Annotated in this window: 12 protein-coding genes; 7 read left to right on the plus strand and 5 right to left on the minus strand. The window is 60.2% G+C overall.

Annotation, left to right across the window (positions count from 1 at the left end; all coding sequences use genetic code 11):
• Position 1 precedes the first annotated feature (1 nt).
• The 4 genes from ATY80_RS05580 (at position 2) to ATY80_RS05595 (ending at position 4,577) form a co-directional block, all read left to right on the plus strand.
• Entirely contained in the window at positions 2-1,165 is a 1,164-nt protein-coding gene (locus tag ATY80_RS05580) for a carbohydrate ABC transporter permease (RefSeq protein WP_088691413.1), read from the plus strand.
• Positions 1,166-1,198: 33 nt separating this feature from the next.
• Positions 1,199-2,845, plus strand: a complete 1,647-nt coding sequence (locus ATY80_RS05585) for an alpha-glucosidase family protein (RefSeq protein WP_088691414.1) — start codon at positions 1,199-1,201, stop codon at positions 2,843-2,845.
• Positions 2,846-2,866: 21 nt separating this feature from the next.
• Positions 2,867-3,958: a sn-glycerol-3-phosphate ABC transporter ATP-binding protein UgpC gene (gene ugpC, locus ATY80_RS05590; RefSeq protein ID WP_088691415.1), complete on the plus strand. Its 1,092-nt coding sequence runs from the start codon at positions 2,867-2,869 to the stop codon at positions 3,956-3,958.
• 265 nt (positions 3,959-4,223) lie between these two features.
• Positions 4,224-4,577, plus strand: coding sequence for a hypothetical protein (locus ATY80_RS05595; RefSeq protein WP_037077031.1), 354 nt, complete (start codon positions 4,224-4,226; stop codon positions 4,575-4,577).
• 77 nt (positions 4,578-4,654) lie between these two features.
• Here the strand turns inward: ATY80_RS05595 and edd are convergent, their stop codons facing one another.
• From edd to ATY80_RS05620, 5 genes are all read right to left on the minus strand, one after another.
• Positions 4,655-6,475, minus strand: coding sequence for a phosphogluconate dehydratase (gene edd, locus ATY80_RS05600; protein ID WP_088691416.1), 1,821 nt, complete (start codon positions 6,473-6,475; stop codon positions 4,655-4,657).
• Between the two features lie 60 nt (positions 6,476-6,535).
• Positions 6,536-7,234 (minus strand): 6-phosphogluconolactonase, encoded by a 699-nt coding sequence (pgl, locus tag ATY80_RS05605; RefSeq protein ID WP_088691417.1) that lies wholly within the window; start codon positions 7,232-7,234, stop codon positions 6,536-6,538.
• Between the two features lie 10 nt (positions 7,235-7,244).
• Positions 7,245-8,720: a glucose-6-phosphate dehydrogenase gene (zwf, locus tag ATY80_RS05610; RefSeq protein WP_088691418.1), complete on the minus strand. Its 1,476-nt coding sequence runs from the start codon at positions 8,718-8,720 to the stop codon at positions 7,245-7,247.
• A 134-nt stretch (positions 8,721-8,854) separates the two neighbouring features.
• Positions 8,855-10,153 carry an FAD-binding oxidoreductase gene (locus tag ATY80_RS05615; RefSeq protein ID WP_088691419.1) on the minus strand — a complete coding sequence of 433 codons (1,299 nt, stop codon included), beginning with the start codon at positions 10,151-10,153 and terminating at the stop codon, positions 8,855-8,857.
• Between the two features lie 13 nt (positions 10,154-10,166).
• The gene (locus ATY80_RS05620; RefSeq protein ID WP_088691420.1) at positions 10,167-11,603 is read right to left on the minus strand and encodes a glutamine synthetase family protein; all 1,437 of its coding nucleotides are present in this window, start codon (positions 11,601-11,603) and stop codon (positions 10,167-10,169) included.
• Positions 11,604-11,729: 126 nt separating this feature from the next.
• Between ATY80_RS05620 and ATY80_RS05625 the strand changes: the two genes are divergently transcribed.
• The 3 genes from ATY80_RS05625 to ATY80_RS05630 all read left to right on the plus strand — a co-directional run bounded on the left by ATY80_RS05625 (position 11,730) and on the right by ATY80_RS05630 (position 16,036).
• The gene (locus ATY80_RS05625) at positions 11,730-12,911 is read left to right on the plus strand and encodes an NAD(P)/FAD-dependent oxidoreductase (protein WP_189637087.1); all 1,182 of its coding nucleotides are present in this window, start codon (positions 11,730-11,732) and stop codon (positions 12,909-12,911) included.
• Between the two features lie 148 nt (positions 12,912-13,059).
• Complete coding sequence (locus ATY80_RS28850; protein WP_167540362.1) at positions 13,060-13,203, plus strand: hypothetical protein; 144 nt, start codon at positions 13,060-13,062, stop codon at positions 13,201-13,203.
• 304 nt (positions 13,204-13,507) lie between these two features.
• On the plus strand, positions 13,508-16,036 hold the full coding sequence (locus tag ATY80_RS05630; RefSeq protein ID WP_088691422.1) for a HAMP domain-containing methyl-accepting chemotaxis protein: 2,529 nt from the start codon (positions 13,508-13,510) through the stop codon (positions 16,034-16,036).
• Positions 16,037-16,269: the final 233 nt, after the last annotated feature.

Raw genomic sequence — 16,269 nt, forward strand, 5'->3', positions numbered from 1 at the left:
GATGACACTCACCAGAGATTTCTTCAAGATCGGCCCCGCCCGCCTCTTTGTTCACTTCGTAGTCCTTGTGATCGTCATCGTCTGGCTAATCCCGACGCTCGGCATCTTCATCAGCGCCCTGCGAGACAAGGATCAGCTCGTCGTTTCCGGTTGGTGGACGGCCTTTGCGGGCTCGTCGCGAACCGTTGCCGTGCGCCTTGGGCAGCCTGACCAGCAAAAGCAGGAAGGCGCCGTCTACGTCATCTCAGGCAACGTACTGGAAGGCCAGCAAGGCCGCTCTATCCGTGCCTTCGGAACGCGCGTGCAGCAGCCGTCCGCGTACAAGGCCGGCGAGACGGCCGATCTTGGCGATGGCGTGTCGCTGACCATCAGCGACGACGGCAACTACCGCTACATGAAGAACGCCGCCTTCGGGCCTGACGATGGTGGCCGGCGTGTCTATGTTTCGGTTGCCACGCCGCCGGAGTTCACCCTGCAGAACTACAAGACGGTTCTGACAGGTGAGGGAATCGGCCAGTCCTTCATCAATTCGCTGACCGTCACCATCCCCGCGACGATCATCCCGATCCTCATTGCGGCTTTTGCAGCCTATGCGCTGAGCTGGATGGAATTCCCTGGGCGTGCGTTGCTCATCGCACTCGTCGTCGGGCTCATCGTCGTGCCGCTGCAGATGTCGCTCATCCCGCTTCTGAGGCTTTATAACGGCATTGGCTCACTGCTCGACGCTCCGTCGAAGACTTATCCCGGTATCTGGTTTGCGCACACCGCCTTCGGCATGCCGCTCGCCATCTATCTGCTGCGTGCCTATATCGCCGGTCTCCCGAAGGAGATCATCGAATCCGCCCGCGTCGATGGTGCCAGTGATTTCGAGATCTTTACCCGTATCGTACTGCCCTTGTCCTTCCCTGCGCTCGCGTCCTTCGCGATCTTCCAGTTCCTGTGGGTGTGGAACGACCTGCTTGTCGCCATGGTCTTCCTCGGTACCGACAGGGATCATCTCGTGCTGACCGGCGCGCTGAATGCGCTGCTCGGGTCGCGCGGTGGCAACTGGGAAATCCTGACGGCCTCGGCCTTCGTCACCATTGTCGTACCGCTGCTCGTGTTCTTCGGCTTGCAGCGTTATCTGGTGCGTGGTCTGCTCGCGGGCTCGGTCAAGGGCGGTTAGCAACCCCAAGAGCATCCAACAGGAAACACGAGCATGGCATCCCAATCCATTTTGACGGCCGACAAGGACTGGTGGCGCGGCGCGGTGATCTATCAGATCTACCCGCGCTCCTTCCAGGATTCGAACGGTGACGGCATCGGCGACTTGAAGGGCATCACCGCCCGCCTGCCGCATGTGGCATCGCTCGGCGCGGACGCGATCTGGATTTCGCCCTTCTTCACGTCGCCGATGCGCGATTTCGGCTACGATGTTTCCGACTACGAAAACGTCGATGCCATTTTCGGCACGCTGGTGGACTTCGACACGATGATATCCGAGGCGCATCGCCTCGGCATCCGCGTGATGATCGATCTCGTCATCTCGCATAGCTCCGACCAGCATCCCTGGTTCGTGGAGAGTCGCTCCAGCAAGACCAACGCCAAGGCGGACTGGTATGTCTGGGCCGATTCCAAGCCAGACGGCACGCCGCCGAACAACTGGCTGTCGATCTTCGGTGGTTCCGCGTGGGCGTGGGATCCGACACGCATGCAGTACTACATGCACAACTTCCTGACCTCGCAGCCGGACATGAACCTGCACAATCCCGAGGTTCAGGACCGGCTGCTGGATGTCGTGCGCTTCTGGCTGAAGCGCGGCGTCGATGGCTTCCGTCTCGATACGATCAATTTCTACTTCCACGACAAGGAGCTGCGCGACAATCCGGCGCTTGCCCCGGAGCGCCGCAACGCCTCGACGGCTCCGGCGGTCAATCCCTATAACTTCCAGGAGCATGTCTACGACAAGAACCGGCCGGAGAACCTGGAGTTCCTGAAGCGGTTCCGCGCCGTGCTCGAGGAGTTTCCGGCAATCGCCGCCGTCGGCGAAGTCGGCGACAGCCAACGCGGTCTTGAGATCGTCGGGGAATACACCTCCGGCAACGACAAGATGCACATGTGCTATGCCTTCGAGTTTCTGGCACCTGATCCGCTTTCTCCCGAGCGTGTCGAGGAGGTGATGGAAGACTTTGCGGCGGCTGCGCCGGATGGCTGGGCCTGCTGGGCATTCTCCAACCACGATGTCATGCGCCATGTCAGCCGCTGGGGCTCGCTGGTTGCCGATCACGACGCCTTTGCCAAGCAATATGCCTCGCTCCTGATGACGCTGCGCGGTTCCGTTTGCCTGTACCAGGGCGAGGAACTTGGCCTGACCGAAGCCGATCTTGCCTATCAGGACCTGCAGGATCCCTACGGCATTCAGTTCTGGCCGGAATTCAAGGGCCGAGACGGCTGCCGTACGCCGATGGTCTGGGACAGTCAGGTCGCCCAGGGCGGTTTCTCGACCGTCAAGCCGTGGCTGCCGGTTCCAGTCGAACACATTCTGCGCGCCGCTAGCGTCCAGCAGGGCGACGAGAACTCAGTTCTTGAGCACTATCGCCGCTTCCTTGCCTTCCGCAAACTGCACCCGGCCTTCGCCAAGGGTGAGATCGAGTTCATGGAACCGCAGGAGGACGTGCTGATCTTCGTGCGCGAATACGGCGACGAAAAGCTGCTCTGCGTCTTCAACATGAGCGCGACCGAAAGTGCCGTCGTTTTGCCTGCAGGTGACTGGCAGGCGTTGACGGGCCACGGTTTCGTCAGCAATAACTATGGTGAGAAGATCGATATTCCGGCGTGGGGAGCGTACTTCGCTCGTCTCGCCTGACGATGTGAGGAGGAGGAATTAATGACAGGACTGTCGCTTAAGGATATTCGCAAATCCTACGGCTCCGTGGACGTTCTCCACGGGATCGATCTGGAGATCAAGGAGGGCGAGTTCGTTGTGTTCGTCGGTCCTTCGGGCTGCGGAAAATCCACCCTGCTGCGCATGATTGCCGGCCTGGAGAACATCACCGGTGGCGACATGTATATCGATGGCCAGCTGGTCAACGATGTGCCGCCGTCGAAGCGCGGCATCGCGATGGTGTTCCAGTCCTACGCGCTCTATCCGCACATGACTGTCTACGACAACATGGCGTTCGGCATGAAGATCGCCGGCGAAAGCAAGCAGGAGATCGACCGCCGCGTTCGCGCCGCCGCCGAGAGCCTGCAGCTCACGCGATATCTCGATCGCCTGCCGAAGGCGCTCTCCGGTGGCCAGCGTCAGCGCGTCGCCATCGGCCGCGCCATCTGCCGCAATCCGAAGGTCTTCCTCTTCGACGAGCCGCTGTCGAACCTCGACGCAGCGCTTCGTGTTGCAACCCGCATCGAGATCGCCCGCCTGAGCGAGCAGATGGCGGGCACGACGATGATCTACGTCACCCACGATCAGGTGGAAGCGATGACGCTTGCTGACCGCATCGTCGTCCTCTCCGCCGGCAACATCGAGCAGGTGGGCGCACCGCTGGAACTCTACGAGCGTCCGGCAAATCTCTTCGTCGCCAAGTTCATCGGCTCTCCGGCCATGAATGTCATTCCGTCAACCATTACAGAGCCTGGCAACACGACGACGGTGACGTTGACCGGCGGCAAGTCCGTGACGCTCGACATTCCCACGGCCGCTGCCGAAAAGGGCAAGACCGCAAGCTTCGGCGTTCGTCCCGAAGATCTGCGCGTGGCTGGTGCCGGCGACGACTACCTTTTCGAGGGTGAAGTCTCGATCGTCGAGGCGCTTGGCGAAGTGACACTTCTCTATATCGAGGGTCTCGTTCAGGGCGAACCGATCATCGTCAAGCTGCCCGGCATTTACGATATCAAGAAGGGCCAGAAGATGCACTTCTCGGCCGACCGCTCAAAGCTGCATCTCTTTGACGCGGATGGTCGCACCTATCGCAAATAAAATCGCTTCGTTGCGACGACAAAAATCAAGCCCGGGGAACGCCACGTGTTGCCCGGGCTTTGTTATGTATCTGATCGAAAACAGAATTATCCCCGAAGATTCGCCGACTTGTTCAGTGGATATAGTGCTCCGGATCGAAACTATTCTCACGGTCTGTTAAGCATCGCCCGGTAGTATTTCCTCATTGAATGTCGAAGGGAATACGGCGGTGGCAGCATCCAATCAAATGCCTTCCGGGCACTTTCTGAACAAAGAAGAATCCTTCATGTACGACCGCGAAGTGCGGTTCAAGATGGAGGATACGATGAACGCCGCACGCATCGAATACACCGAGAAAGGCGTCATGCATATGGCGTCCCGGCGATGCGACATCATCCGCATTTCCAAGAGCAGCGCGGTTCTTGCGCTTCTTACGCAATACGCCCTTCCGAAGCAGTTCTACCTTGATATCCCGGATGCACGTATCACCAAGGTCGGCTGCATGCTGACGCGAGTGAATGCCAACAACACGATCGAAGTCCGCTTTCTGCGCATGCTGAATGACAAGGAATTGAACAAGATCTTTGTCTACAGCACGCACCCCGCACATCGCGATCGTGTGCTCGACATCCGCGCCTGATTTCCTGACGTAACACAAGACAAAGCCCGCGAGCGTCCTCGCGAGCTTTGTCGTTTGTCGGTCTAACTGGTTGCTGCTTAGTGGAACAGCACGCTTGCACCGCGATCCGAAGGGCCAACGGCGCGGCGGAAGGGCGCAAACAGGTCGCGGCCCAGGCCAAACTCGTTCTCGGAGAGGTCGACGACAACGGCCTCGCGTTCGGCCAGGTCCGCAGCATCGACCAGAACCTCTAGCGTGCCGGCGATAGCGTCGAGGCGGATGATGTCCCCGTCCTTGATCCGCGCGATCGGACCGCCGTCGACAGCTTCAGGCGTGACGTGGATTGCTGCCGGCACCTTGCCCGAGGCGCCCGACATGCGCCCATCGGTCAGTAGCGCAACGCGGAAGCCGCGGTCCTGCAGCACGCCGAGAGGTGGCGTCAGCTTATGCAATTCCGGCATGCCGTTCGCCTTCGGTCCCTGGAAACGGACGACGGCGACGAAATCCTTGTTGAGCTTGCCTTCCTTGAAGGCGTCCTGCAGCTCCTGCTGGCTGTGGAAGACGACGGCGGGCGCTTCGATAACATGCCGGTCCTGTTTGACCGCCGAGATCTTGATGACGGCCTTGCCGAGATTACCGCGCAGCATCTTCAAGCCGCCATTCGCCTGGAAGGGCGTCTCGATATTGGCAAGCACCTTCGGATCGACGCTCTTCTCGGGTGCGGGCTCCCGAATGATCGTTCCGTCTTCACCAAGGCGAGGATCGATGGTGTACGCCTGCAGGCCATGGCCGAAGACCGTGCGTACGTCATCATGCACCATGCCGTGCTTCAGCAGTTCCTTGATGAGGAAGCCCATGCCGCCGGCGGCGTGGAAGTGGTTCACATCGGCAAGCCCGTTCGGATAGACACGCGCCAGCAGCGGCACGATCTCCGAAAGCTCGGCAATATCCTGCCAGGTCAGCTGGATGCCGGCAGCCCGCGCCATGGCGACGAGGTGCAGCGTGTGGTTCGTTGAGCCACCTGTGGCGTGCAGGCCGACGACGCCATTTACCACGGAGCGTTCGTCGATCATCTCGCCGGCCGGCGTGAATTCATTACCCTGCGCGGTGATCGCAAGCGCACGCTTGGCAGCCTCACGTGTGAAGGCTTCGCGCAATGGCGTGCCGGGATTGATGAAGGAGGAACCGGGCATGTGGAAGCCCATGATCTCCATCAGCATCTGGTTTGAATTCGCCGTGCCGTAGAAGGTGCAGGTGCCCGGACCGTGATAGGACTTCGATTCCGCTTCCAGCAGTTCGGCGCGCCCGACCTTGCCTTCGGCATAGAGCTGGCGCACACGTGACTTTTCGTCGTTCGGCAGCCCTGAGGTCATCGGACCGGCCGGAACGAAGATCGCCGGCAAATGTCCGAAGGAGAGAGCGGCGATGACGAGGCCGGGCACGATCTTATCACAGACGCCGAGGAAGAGCGCGGCATCGAACATGTTGTGCGAGAGCCCCACGCCGGCAGCCATCGCGATCAGGTCGCGCGAGAACAGCGAAAGCTCCATGCCGGGCTGGCCCTGCGTGACACCGTCGCACATGGCAGGAACAGCGCCCGCGACCTGCGCGATGCCGCCGGCTTCGGCGGCCGCCTCGCGAATGATCGCCGGATAGTTCTCGAACGGCTGATGCGCGGAGAGCATGTCATTGTAGGAAGTGATGATGCCAAGATTGGGCACGCGGTCGCCCGCAAGTGCCTCTTTCTCGGCGGGGGAACAGACCGCGAAGCCATGCGCGAGGTTGGCGCAACCGAGAACCGAGCGACTTACACCCTTGGATGCCGCGTTGCGCAGGCGCTCCAGATAAAGTCCGCGCGTCGGCTTCGATCGTTCGACGATGCGGGCGGTGATCGCAGAAATGCGTGCATTAGCGGACATGGGAGGTATCCTGCCTTGGTTGCTCTTCAGTTTTTCGTTCGCGACTATCTGCCCGAAGGCCTACGGAGCCCAGTAGATTTCGAGAGGGCTCGCGGCCCGCCGCAGAATGGCGCGGATCGGCATCTCTGCCTCGTCACCGGCGCTCTCGGCCTTCGTCAGGACGTCCTTCTTGCTCTCGCCTTCGATGTGAAGCACGAGCAGCTTTGCATCCTGGAGGCTGGAGAAGGTGAAGGTGAGCCGCGGCTCGCCTGCGCCGTCCGCCTCCATCGTAATGATACCACGCGGCGTCATGGGGTCGAGCGCGACCTTTAGATTGCTGCCATCAGGGAAGAATGAGGCGGTGTGGCCGTCGCCGCCCATTCCGAGGATTGCCACATCGAAGGGATTGCCGATCGAGGCTGTCTCCCTCGTTGCAAGCTTCGCCGCGTCCTCGACCGAACCTGCCGCCTGGTAGAGCGGCAGGAAGTTTGCGGCCTTCGCCTTGTTCTGCAGGAGGTTATCGGCCACCAGCAGATGGTTCGAGCGCGGATTGTCCGCCGGCACGAAGCGTTCGTCGACCAGGGTGACGGTCACCTTGGACCAGTCGAGATCACGAGCCGAAAGCTCCTGGAAAAACAGCTTCGGCGTCGAACCGCCGGAAACGGCAAGCGTTGCCGCTCCCCGCGTGTCGATTGCGGCGGAAAGCGACGCAGCGACTTTGTCCGCAAGGTTGCGAGCCAGTTCCGCGCCATTGGCAAAAGCATGCATCGTCGCTGCCATCGTCTTGATCCTACAGGTTGTCGTGCCAGGTGCGGCCATCACGCTCGATGAGCGCAATCGACTGGCTGGGCCCCCAGGTGCCGGCCGTGTATCCCTGAACCTTCTGGCCGGTGGATTCCCAACCCTTCAGGATCGGGTCGACCCACTGCCATGCAGCCTCGACCTCGTCGCGGCGCATGAACAGCGTCTGGTTGGAACGGATAACGTCCATCAGCAGGCGCTCATAGGCGTCCGGATTGCGGACCTGGAAGGCGTCGGCGAAGCTCATGTCGAGCGAGACGTTGCGCAGGCGCATGCCGCCCGGGCCTGGGTCCTTGATCATCAGCGACTGCTTGACGCCTTCATCAGGCTGCAGGCGAATGATGAGCTGGTTCTGGTTGATGCGGCCGGCCGACTGGTCGAAGACCGAGTGCGGGATCGGCTTGAAGGTAATGACAATCTCCGACATACGGCCGGCAAGGCGCTTGCCGGTGCGGATGTAGAAGGGAACGCCTGCCCAGCGCCAGTTGCCGATCTCGGCCTTGATCGCCACGAAGGTTTCGGTGTTCGAAACACCGCCCTCGAGCTCTTCCAGGTAGCCCTTGACGGGGCCGCTGCCGGACGCGCCTGCGCGATACTGACCGCGAACGGTGTTGGTTTCGACGTTCGATGCGTTGATCGGCTTCAGTGCGCGCAGCACCTTCAGCTTCTCGTCGCGAACGGCTTCGGAGTCCATCGAGGACGGAACTTCCATGGCGACCAGGCAGAGGAGCTGCAGGATGTGGTTCTGCACCATGTCGCGCAGCGCGCCAGCGGTGTCATAGTATCCGGCGCGGCCTTCGAGGCCCACCGACTCGGCAACGGTGATCTGCACGTGGTCGATATGGTTGGCGTTCCAAAGCGGCTCATAGAGCGCGTTGGCAAAGCGCAGCGCCATCAGGTTCTGCACTGTCTCCTTGCCGAGATAGTGGTCGATGCGGAAGATCTGCTCTTCCTTGAAGACCTTGCCGATCGTGTCGTTCAGCTGCAGCGCGGAAGCGAGATCGCGGCCGATCGGCTTCTCGACAACAATGCGCGTCGACTTGGTGATTAGCTTGTGGTCATGAATCTTCTGCGAGATGTCGCCGAAAATACCAGGCGCGACGGCGAGGTAGAAAGCGCGAACGCGATCCTTGCCTTCATCGAGAAGCTTCTTCAGCTGGTCCCAGCCGGCATCGGAGCGCGCATCGACCGGCACATAGAACAGGCGCTGCAGGAATTTCGCGACTTCGGCCTCGTCGTATTCGCCCTTCTTCAGGTGCTCCTTGAGGGCGTCCTGCGCGAACTTGCGATATTCCTCGTTCGTCAGCGCGCTGCGCGAGGCACCGATGATACGGGTCGGCTCGGAGAATTGCCCCTCGATCTGTCTATGATAAAGGGCCGGCAGCAACTTGCGCTCAGCAAGGTCGCCGCTGCCGCCGAAAACGACATAATCAAAAGGTTCAACGGGGATGATTTGGCTGCTCATGAGGATGTCTCTCAATCAGACGGGTTGTTGGCCTCTTTAATCTAATCGATTTAAAAAAGCCAGTGTGCGATGCAATGAATCTCTCGGAAAGAGGTTTTAGTTCGAATTGCCGCGCGATGAAATCCGCAATCTGACTAAAACTTGTCGCGCAGGGCAAACCAGGAGAGCGCCAGGAAAAGCAGCGGTGCGCGCATGGCCGCACCTCCCGGAAAGGCCGGAATGTCGAGCGACTTGAAAAGATCGAGGTCCGCCGATCTTCCAAGAACCATTTCCGCGTAGAGCCTTCCGCAATAGTTGGACAGCATCACGCCATGGCCGGAATAGCCGCCGATCGATGTCACACCAGGCATGACCTCGCGCACGAAGGGCTGTCGCGGCATGGTGATGCCGACCGAACCACCCCACGCATGGGTGATCTCGATATCCCGAAGTGCGGGGTAGATCTCCGCGATCTGCCGGCGGATGTGCTGCGTAATGTCGCGCGGATTGTCGGCCGTATAGGCTTCGCGCCCGCCGAAGAGCAGTCGCCCGTCCTTGGACTTGCGGAAGTAGCGCACGACGAAGCGCGAGTCGGCTACGGCTTCACTGCCCGGCAGCACCTGCGGATACCCGTCAAGCGGCACGGTGGCGCCAATGAAGGAGCGAATTGGCATTACGTGGCTCGCCGTCACCGGCTCGAGATTGCCGATATAGCCGTTGCAGGCGATCAGTGCCTGATTGGCGGTGATCGTTCCGTTCGATGTCTCGATTGTTACCTTGCCGCCGCCTTGACGTATCGCCGTCGCCTTCGTCATCTCGAAAATCTGCGCGCCGGCGTTGGCCGCAACGCGGGCAAGGCCGATGAGCAGCTTCAGCGGATGGATGTGGCCGGTACCGGTGTCGCGGACGCCGCAGTAATAACGCGTCGAGCCGAGTCGCTCCTGGGTTTCGGCTTTGTCCATGAAGCGCACATGCGGATAGTTGTAGCGCATCGCCCCGATCTCGGCATTTTCGTAGTAATCCGGCTTGTAGCTCTCCTTGTGGGCCACATTCATCTGCCCCGGCATGTAGTCCATGTCGATCTGATGATCGGTGGCGAAATCGAGGAGATGCTGCTTGGCGGCCTCGGCGAGATCGAAGAGGGCGCGGGACCGCTCATAGCCGATCTTTTCTTCAAGCTCTTCCGGCCACCAGCGCTGGCCAGTGCCGAGCTGCCCGCCATTGCGCCCGGAGGCGCCGTCGCCAAACCGGCACGCCTCGATGAGAACCACCGAGACGCCTGATTTGGCGAGGTTGTAGGCGGCCTGGAGCCCTGTATAGCCTCCACCGACGATCGCGACGTCACACGTCTTCGAGCCATCCATGCCAGGATAGGTCGGGCGCTCGCCTGATGTTGCCTGATACCAGGAAATGCCGGGCGCAATGGGGCTCTGCCATCTCTCCTGCGATGTCATGACCGAGCCCTCCCTAAACGTTCAGCAGAAGAAATTCGCGTTCCCAGGGGCTAATGACCTGCATGAAGGTTTCGAATTCTCCGCGCTTCACGCCGGCGTAGATGCCAAGGAACTCCTTGCCGAACACTTCCTCGAAGGCTTCCTCGTCTTCCATCAGTGCGACGGCTTCCAGAAGACCGCGCGGCAGATCGATCGAGCCTTCGTTTGCCGTGTCCTCGGTCGGCGCCGTCGGCTCGATGCCCTTCATGATGCCGAGCAGACCGGACGCGAGCGAGGCGGCGAGCGCGAGATAGGGGTTTGCATCCGAACTCGGTAGGCGGTTTTCGACGCGCCTTGCCTGCGGGTCGGATACCGGCACGCGGAACGCCGTCGTGCGGTTGTCGTAGCCCCAGGCATTGTTGACGGGAGCCGACATATCAGGCGTCAATCGCCGGTAGGAATTCACATAGGGCGCCAACATCACCATCGAGCTCGGCACATATTTCTGCAGGCCGCCGATGAAATGGAAGAATTCGCGAGAGGCGGAACCATCCGGATTCGAGAAGATGTTCTTGCCGGTCTGCTCGTTGACCACGGATTGGTGGATGTGCATCGCCGAACCTGGCTGCCCCTGCATCGGCTTGGCCATGAAGGTAGCGTAGATGCCGTGCTTCATCGCGGCTTCGCGGATCGTGCGCTTGAACAGGAACACCTGGTCGGCAAGCTCGATCGGATTACCGTGACGAAGGTTGATTTCCAGCTGCGCCGGCCCTTCCTCGTGGATCAGCGTATCGATCTCGAGGCCCTGCTTTTCAGAGAAGTGATAGATGTCGTCGATCAGTTCGTCGAACTCGTTGATGCCGGCAATCGAATAGCCCTGACCACCGAGGATCGAGCGGCCGGAGCGGCCTTTCGGTGGATGCAACGGGTAGTCCGGGTCGTCGTTCTTGGCAACGAGATAGAACTCGATCTCTGGCGCGACGATCGGCTTCCAGCCGCGGTCGCTGTAGAGCTTCAGCACGCGCTTGAGGACGTTGCGCGGTGTATAAGGGACTTCTTCGCCGTCCGAATTGACGATGTCGCAGATCACCTGCGCCGTCGGATCGGTTTCCCAAGGGACAACCGAAAGCGTCGAGAGATCTGGAACCAGCTTCAGGTCGCTGTCGCGCGGCTCGTAGCGGAAGCTTTCCGTCTCATCCGGATATTCACCAGAAATGGTGTGACGGTAGATCGCCGACGGCAGGGCCAGAGAGGTGTTCGACGTGAATTTGGAGCTCGGCATCATCTTGCCGCGCGGCACGCCGGCAAGGTCAGGCGTGATGCATTCGATGTCTTCGATGCCACGCGCCCGCAAGAACTGCGCTGCTTCCTTCCAGTTTTCCACGCCGCGCTGATGTCCGGGGTCCGGGGGTGTTTTCTTTGAGGCAGGTACGTTTCTGGCAGGCTTCAGCGTCGTCTTTTTTGGGGACATGACACACCGGTTTGCGTTGATCGTGACGGCATCATAGCTGGAGTTTGGCAATTGGCGAGGGGGAGGGCACGTTGACTTTCGCCTCCTGATGGAAAAAGAAGACGCCTTTCGGCAAGGGAAGTGGTTTTGCAGCGAAACAGCGATGTGATCGTCATCGGCGCAGGCGCCGCCGGCATGATGTGCGCCATTCGCGCCGCCCAGCGCGGCCGCTCCGTCATCGTTCTTGACCACGCAAAATCGCCGGGCGAAAAGATTCGCATCTCTGGCGGCGGTCGTTGCAACTTCACTAACATCAACGCCAGCCCGAAAAGCTTCCTCTCCGCCAATCCGCATTTCTGCAAATCGGCACTCGCGCGCTTCACGCCTTCGGATTTCATCGCCATGGTCGATCGCCATCGGATCGCCTGGCACGAGAAGACGCTTGGGCAGTTGTTTTGCGACGACAGCGCCAAGGACATCATCCGCATGCTGCTCGACGAGATGCAGACCGCCGGCGCGGCCTTGCATCTGCGTACCGAGATCGCGGATGTCGAAAAGAACGGCGACGGCTTTCGCATTTCGACGTCGGAGGGCGCATATGCATGCAGTTCGCTGGTCATCGCGACCGGTGGCAAGTCGATTCCGAAGATGGGTGCAACCGGTTTTGCCTATCGCATCGCCGAGCAGTTCAGCCTCTCCATGGTGGAGACGCGCCCGGGCCTCGTACCGCTGACCCTCGATCCGGCGACGCTCGAAAGCCTTTCGGAATTGTCGGGCATATCGGCCGCTGCCGAAATTCGTCATGGCAAGACGGCGTTCCGCGAAGCACTGCTTTTCACCCATCGTGGCCTCAGCGGCCCAGCGATCCTGCAAATCTCCTCCTATTGGCGCGAGGGCGATGACATCACCGTCGACATCGAACCTGATGTCGATCTCCTCGATCATCTGAAGGCGGCAAGGAAGGCCAATGGCCGGCAGTCCGCGCAGACGGCGCTGGCGGACATTCTGCCAAAGCGACTGGCGCAATATCTGACGGAACGCGAGGGCATCGCCGGCCACATGGCCGATCTTTCGGACAAGATCCTGGTGCGCCTTGTCGAGGCGGTGCAGAGTTGGAAAATCAGACCCTCGGGTTCCGAAGGATACAGAACCGCCGAAGTGACGCTCGGTGGCATCGATACGGCTGCACTCGATTCCCGCACCATGGCAGCGAAGCAGGTTCCAGGGCTCTATTTCATCGGAGAATGTGTCGACGTGACCGGCTGGCTCGGCGGCTATAACTTCCAGTGGGCATGGGCTTCAGGCTTCGTTGCCGGTGAATCTTTGTAGGCGCGAAACAATCTGCTCGATTCAAGAGTTCTTAAGGAGGGTGCGCCATCCTGCCTCAATGACGGATGGAAAAGCACTTACTAAATAGAGCTTTACCAACAAGTCGTTTTGTTGGATTGTATGCCAGAGATGAAGTGAGGTTCTGCAAATGAACAGGAACACACGACGCGCCCGCGCCATTGCAATCGCTCAAGCCAAGCCCGACAACAAGCTCGTTGCCGTCCGCTACTTCGTCCTTTCCGCCAGTGCATTGGCTGCCGTGGCCTCTCTCCTTCTCGCACGCTGGTTCTAATACCCACGATCTTGCATGGGCTCATGGCAGGAGCCCCTTTTGCTTTGTCCGGTATCTTGCGGATAAATCGATTTGAGCGCGGCTATCCGTAGCTTTCGCTTATCCGAAAATTAAGACATCCTCTGCAAAACTGGCTCGATATTTCTTGGGCGCTTCCGTTCTGCGTGAAGCGAGCTGGCAATGACTGCCGCCTGGGCCTGCGCCTGGGACTCCCACTTGTTCCAATAAAGCAGCTCGATGCACTCGGTCGGCGCTCCGTCAGGCGACCGGCGGGAGGAGTGGTGTATGGAAGGCCGGAACCGCCATGTTGATTGATAAGATTCTTTCCCGTTTCAGGATCAAGACCAAGGTCCTGATCTTTGTATTGCCCTTCGTTGTAAGCATTTCAGCCGTCGGCCTGACCGGTCTCTATGCCTCTGGTCTTCTGCAGGGGCGTATGGAAATCTCCAACAGCGTCCTGCAGTCGTTAAGCGGGTTCAAGGATCTCTATGGCTCCATGGACGACTTCCTGCAGATCACCAGCCAGGAAGCACGCGACAAGCTCTATGGGGACATCAAAACGCAGCAAGGCACGCTGAACGCAACGCTCAAGCAGATTGGCGACAATGGCGGTCGCGAAAACCTGCGGGCTGCAACGGACGGCACCTCGGGGATCGCCGACACCGTGGGCAAGCTCTGGACCCTGCATGAACAGGAACTCGCTCTCCGCAAGTCCATCGACGACGCGCAGAAAGTGATGATCACAAGCCGCTTCAACGTCAACTACGATGCGCAGCAGCTTGAGGAAAACATCCGCAAGGACGAAGGCAACGCCACCGCAACGCTGCGCGCCGCCGATCGCCTGCTGAAGGGTGGGGATACCCTTGCTTCCGTCATGGGTGACTTCAACAAAGCCCAGTTGCCAGCCGACAAGCTGAAAGTCGTTACCGACGCCATTCCCGCCATCGCCAAGGCGCAGCGCCTGATCGAGATTTCGGTACCCGCGAACCAGAAGAGCATGACACAATCGCTGTCGCAGACGATCAGCGACGTGAAGACACAGGCAACTGCCGCCGACGCCGGCACCGATGAGGCGATCGCCAATCTCGGGCGGCTCGTCTCTCGTTTCCGTCAGATGTCCACCTACACGCAGTTGACGGCAACGCAGATGATGCGCGAGGCGACGACCACGTTCGTCGAACTCGACAGCCGCATCGCTCAGACGAACTCTGTTCTCGAGGACACGCGTCGTCTGGAGAGCGCAATCTATTCGCTGCAGCTCGTATTGGGTGAATTTGCTGCCAAGCCGGGCAAGGAAAATCGTGTCCGCCTGCATCAGGAGATCGCGACACTCGGCACCAATCTCAACACGCTGCTCGCCAGCGCGAAGGGTATGAATTTCGCGGAAGACATCGTTGCGGCGATGTCTCCGGCTCTCGCCTCGATGGACAAGGACGCCCAGAGTCTGGTCGACACGATCAACCAGCGCGTTGCCGATTACGCCTCCGCCCGCCAGCAACTTGATGCCGTCTGGGGTCAGCTGACCACCTTCGCCGAGTTGCAGAAGCAGAGCGCCGGTGCCGAGCGCACCCAGGCGAATGGCATCTCGGTGCTGACCACCGGCCTTGGCATTCTCGTCTCGATCATCGGCGGCATCGCGCTTGTCCTGACGCTGCAGCGTCCGATCGGCCAGATCACCGCTGCGATGCGTCGCATTGCCGACGGCGTGCTCGATACCAACATCTCGGGCGATCAGCGGTATGACGAAATCGGCGACATGGCTCGCGCACTTGGCATCTTCAAGGAAAATGCGATCTCCAAGATTCGCATTGAGGAACAGAGCGAAGAGGAGCGCGTCGCGGCCGACCATGAGCGCCAGCGAAACGATGTCGAGAAGCGCGAGATGGATCGCCAGATCGAGTTTGCGGTCAATGCGCTTGCGTCCGGTCTCGAGCGCATGTCGCAGGGCGACATTTCGACCACGATCGATACGCCGTTCATCGGACGTCTCGAACAGCTCCGCCAGGACTTCAACGGTTCGATGATGCGCCTGCAGGCCACGATGAGCCAGATCCGCGATAACGTAGAGATGATCCAGGGCAACGGCAATCAGATGGCTCAGTCCGCCGAGGATCTCTCCAAGCGCACCGAGCAACAGGCAGCTTCGCTTGAAGAGACCGCCGCTGCGGTTGAACAGATCACTGTGACGGTTCGCTCCTCCGCGGAGCGCGCCAAGGACGCTGATCAAATCGTACGCCAGGCCAAGCGCAGCGCCGACGACTCTGCCGTCGTTGTCAGCAACGCCATCGACGCGATGGGCCGCATCGAAGATGCATCCCGCCAGATCGAGCAGATCATCGGTGTCATCGATGAGATTGCGTTCCAGACCAACCTGCTGGCGCTGAACGCCGGCATTGAGGCAGCACGCGCCGGCGAGGCCGGCAAGGGCTTCGCGGTCGTTGCGATGGAAGTGCGTGAGTTGGCGCAGCGTTCCGCCGCTGCGGCGCAGGAAATCAAGGGTCTGATCAACAAGTCGACGACAGAAGTCAGCTCTGGTTCGCAGTTCGTGCAGGAGACCGGAACGGTGCTCGCAAAGATCAGTGCACAGATCGTCACGATCAGCCAGCACGTCGAGACGATCGCTCGTGCGAGCCACGACCAGTCCAGTGCGCTGCAGGAAGTCAATGCGACGGTGAACCAGATGGATCAGATGACGCAGCAGAACGCGGCAATGGTGGAAGAGACCAGTGCAGCAAGTCGCGAGCTTGCGGTCGAGGCGGATTCACTGCTTCGGCTTATCCAGCAGTTCAAGATCGATGGCGACATGCAGGCGACCGTTTATCGCGCCGCATAAGACGACCGCCGACGCAAGGCATTGGAAGGCCCCGGTCGTCCCGGGGCTTTTCGTTGTGCGCCCAGCATGAGCGCACTCTTGTGGGTGGAAGTCCCACCGTAAGCTAGTCATGGCGAGCGAAGAGAAGCGCAACTGCGGAAGGGCGACCGACCGTGGGGAGGAAGCGTGGATCGCAACTGCGGGCCGATGAATAAGAACCGGATATGAGGCGGTGCCGACCAGGGCGAGCGGGC

Source organism: Rhizobium sp. R711 (assembly GCF_002211365.1).
Classification (GTDB): domain Bacteria; phylum Pseudomonadota; class Alphaproteobacteria; order Rhizobiales; family Rhizobiaceae; genus Rhizobium.

Bases quoted from the DNA above. Each gene is read 5' to 3' on its own strand.
- ATY80_RS05595 (WP_037077031.1), top strand. From the start codon at position 4,224: ATGTACGACCGCGAAGTGCGGTTCAAGATGGAGGATACGATGAACGCC.
- pgl (WP_088691417.1), bottom strand. From the start codon at position 7,234: ATGGCAGCGACGATGCATGCTTTTGCCAATGGCGCGGAACTGGCTCGC.
- ATY80_RS05615 (WP_088691419.1), bottom strand. From the start codon at position 10,153: ATGACATCGCAGGAGAGATGGCAGAGCCCCATTGCGCCCGGCATTTCC.
- ATY80_RS28850 (WP_167540362.1), top strand. From the start codon at position 13,060: ATGAACAGGAACACACGACGCGCCCGCGCCATTGCAATCGCTCAAGCC.
- ugpC (WP_088691415.1), top strand. From the start codon at position 2,867: ATGACAGGACTGTCGCTTAAGGATATTCGCAAATCCTACGGCTCCGTG.
- ATY80_RS05580 (WP_088691413.1), top strand. From the start codon at position 2: ATGACACTCACCAGAGATTTCTTCAAGATCGGCCCCGCCCGCCTCTTT.
- ATY80_RS05585 (WP_088691414.1), top strand. From the start codon at position 1,199: ATGGCATCCCAATCCATTTTGACGGCCGACAAGGACTGGTGGCGCGGC.
- ATY80_RS05630 (WP_088691422.1), top strand. From the start codon at position 13,508: ATGTTGATTGATAAGATTCTTTCCCGTTTCAGGATCAAGACCAAGGTC.
- zwf (WP_088691418.1), bottom strand. From the start codon at position 8,720: ATGAGCAGCCAAATCATCCCCGTTGAACCTTTTGATTATGTCGTTTTC.
- edd (WP_088691416.1), bottom strand. From the start codon at position 6,475: ATGTCCGCTAATGCACGCATTTCTGCGATCACCGCCCGCATCGTCGAA.
- ATY80_RS05620 (WP_088691420.1), bottom strand. From the start codon at position 11,603: ATGTCCCCAAAAAAGACGACGCTGAAGCCTGCCAGAAACGTACCTGCC.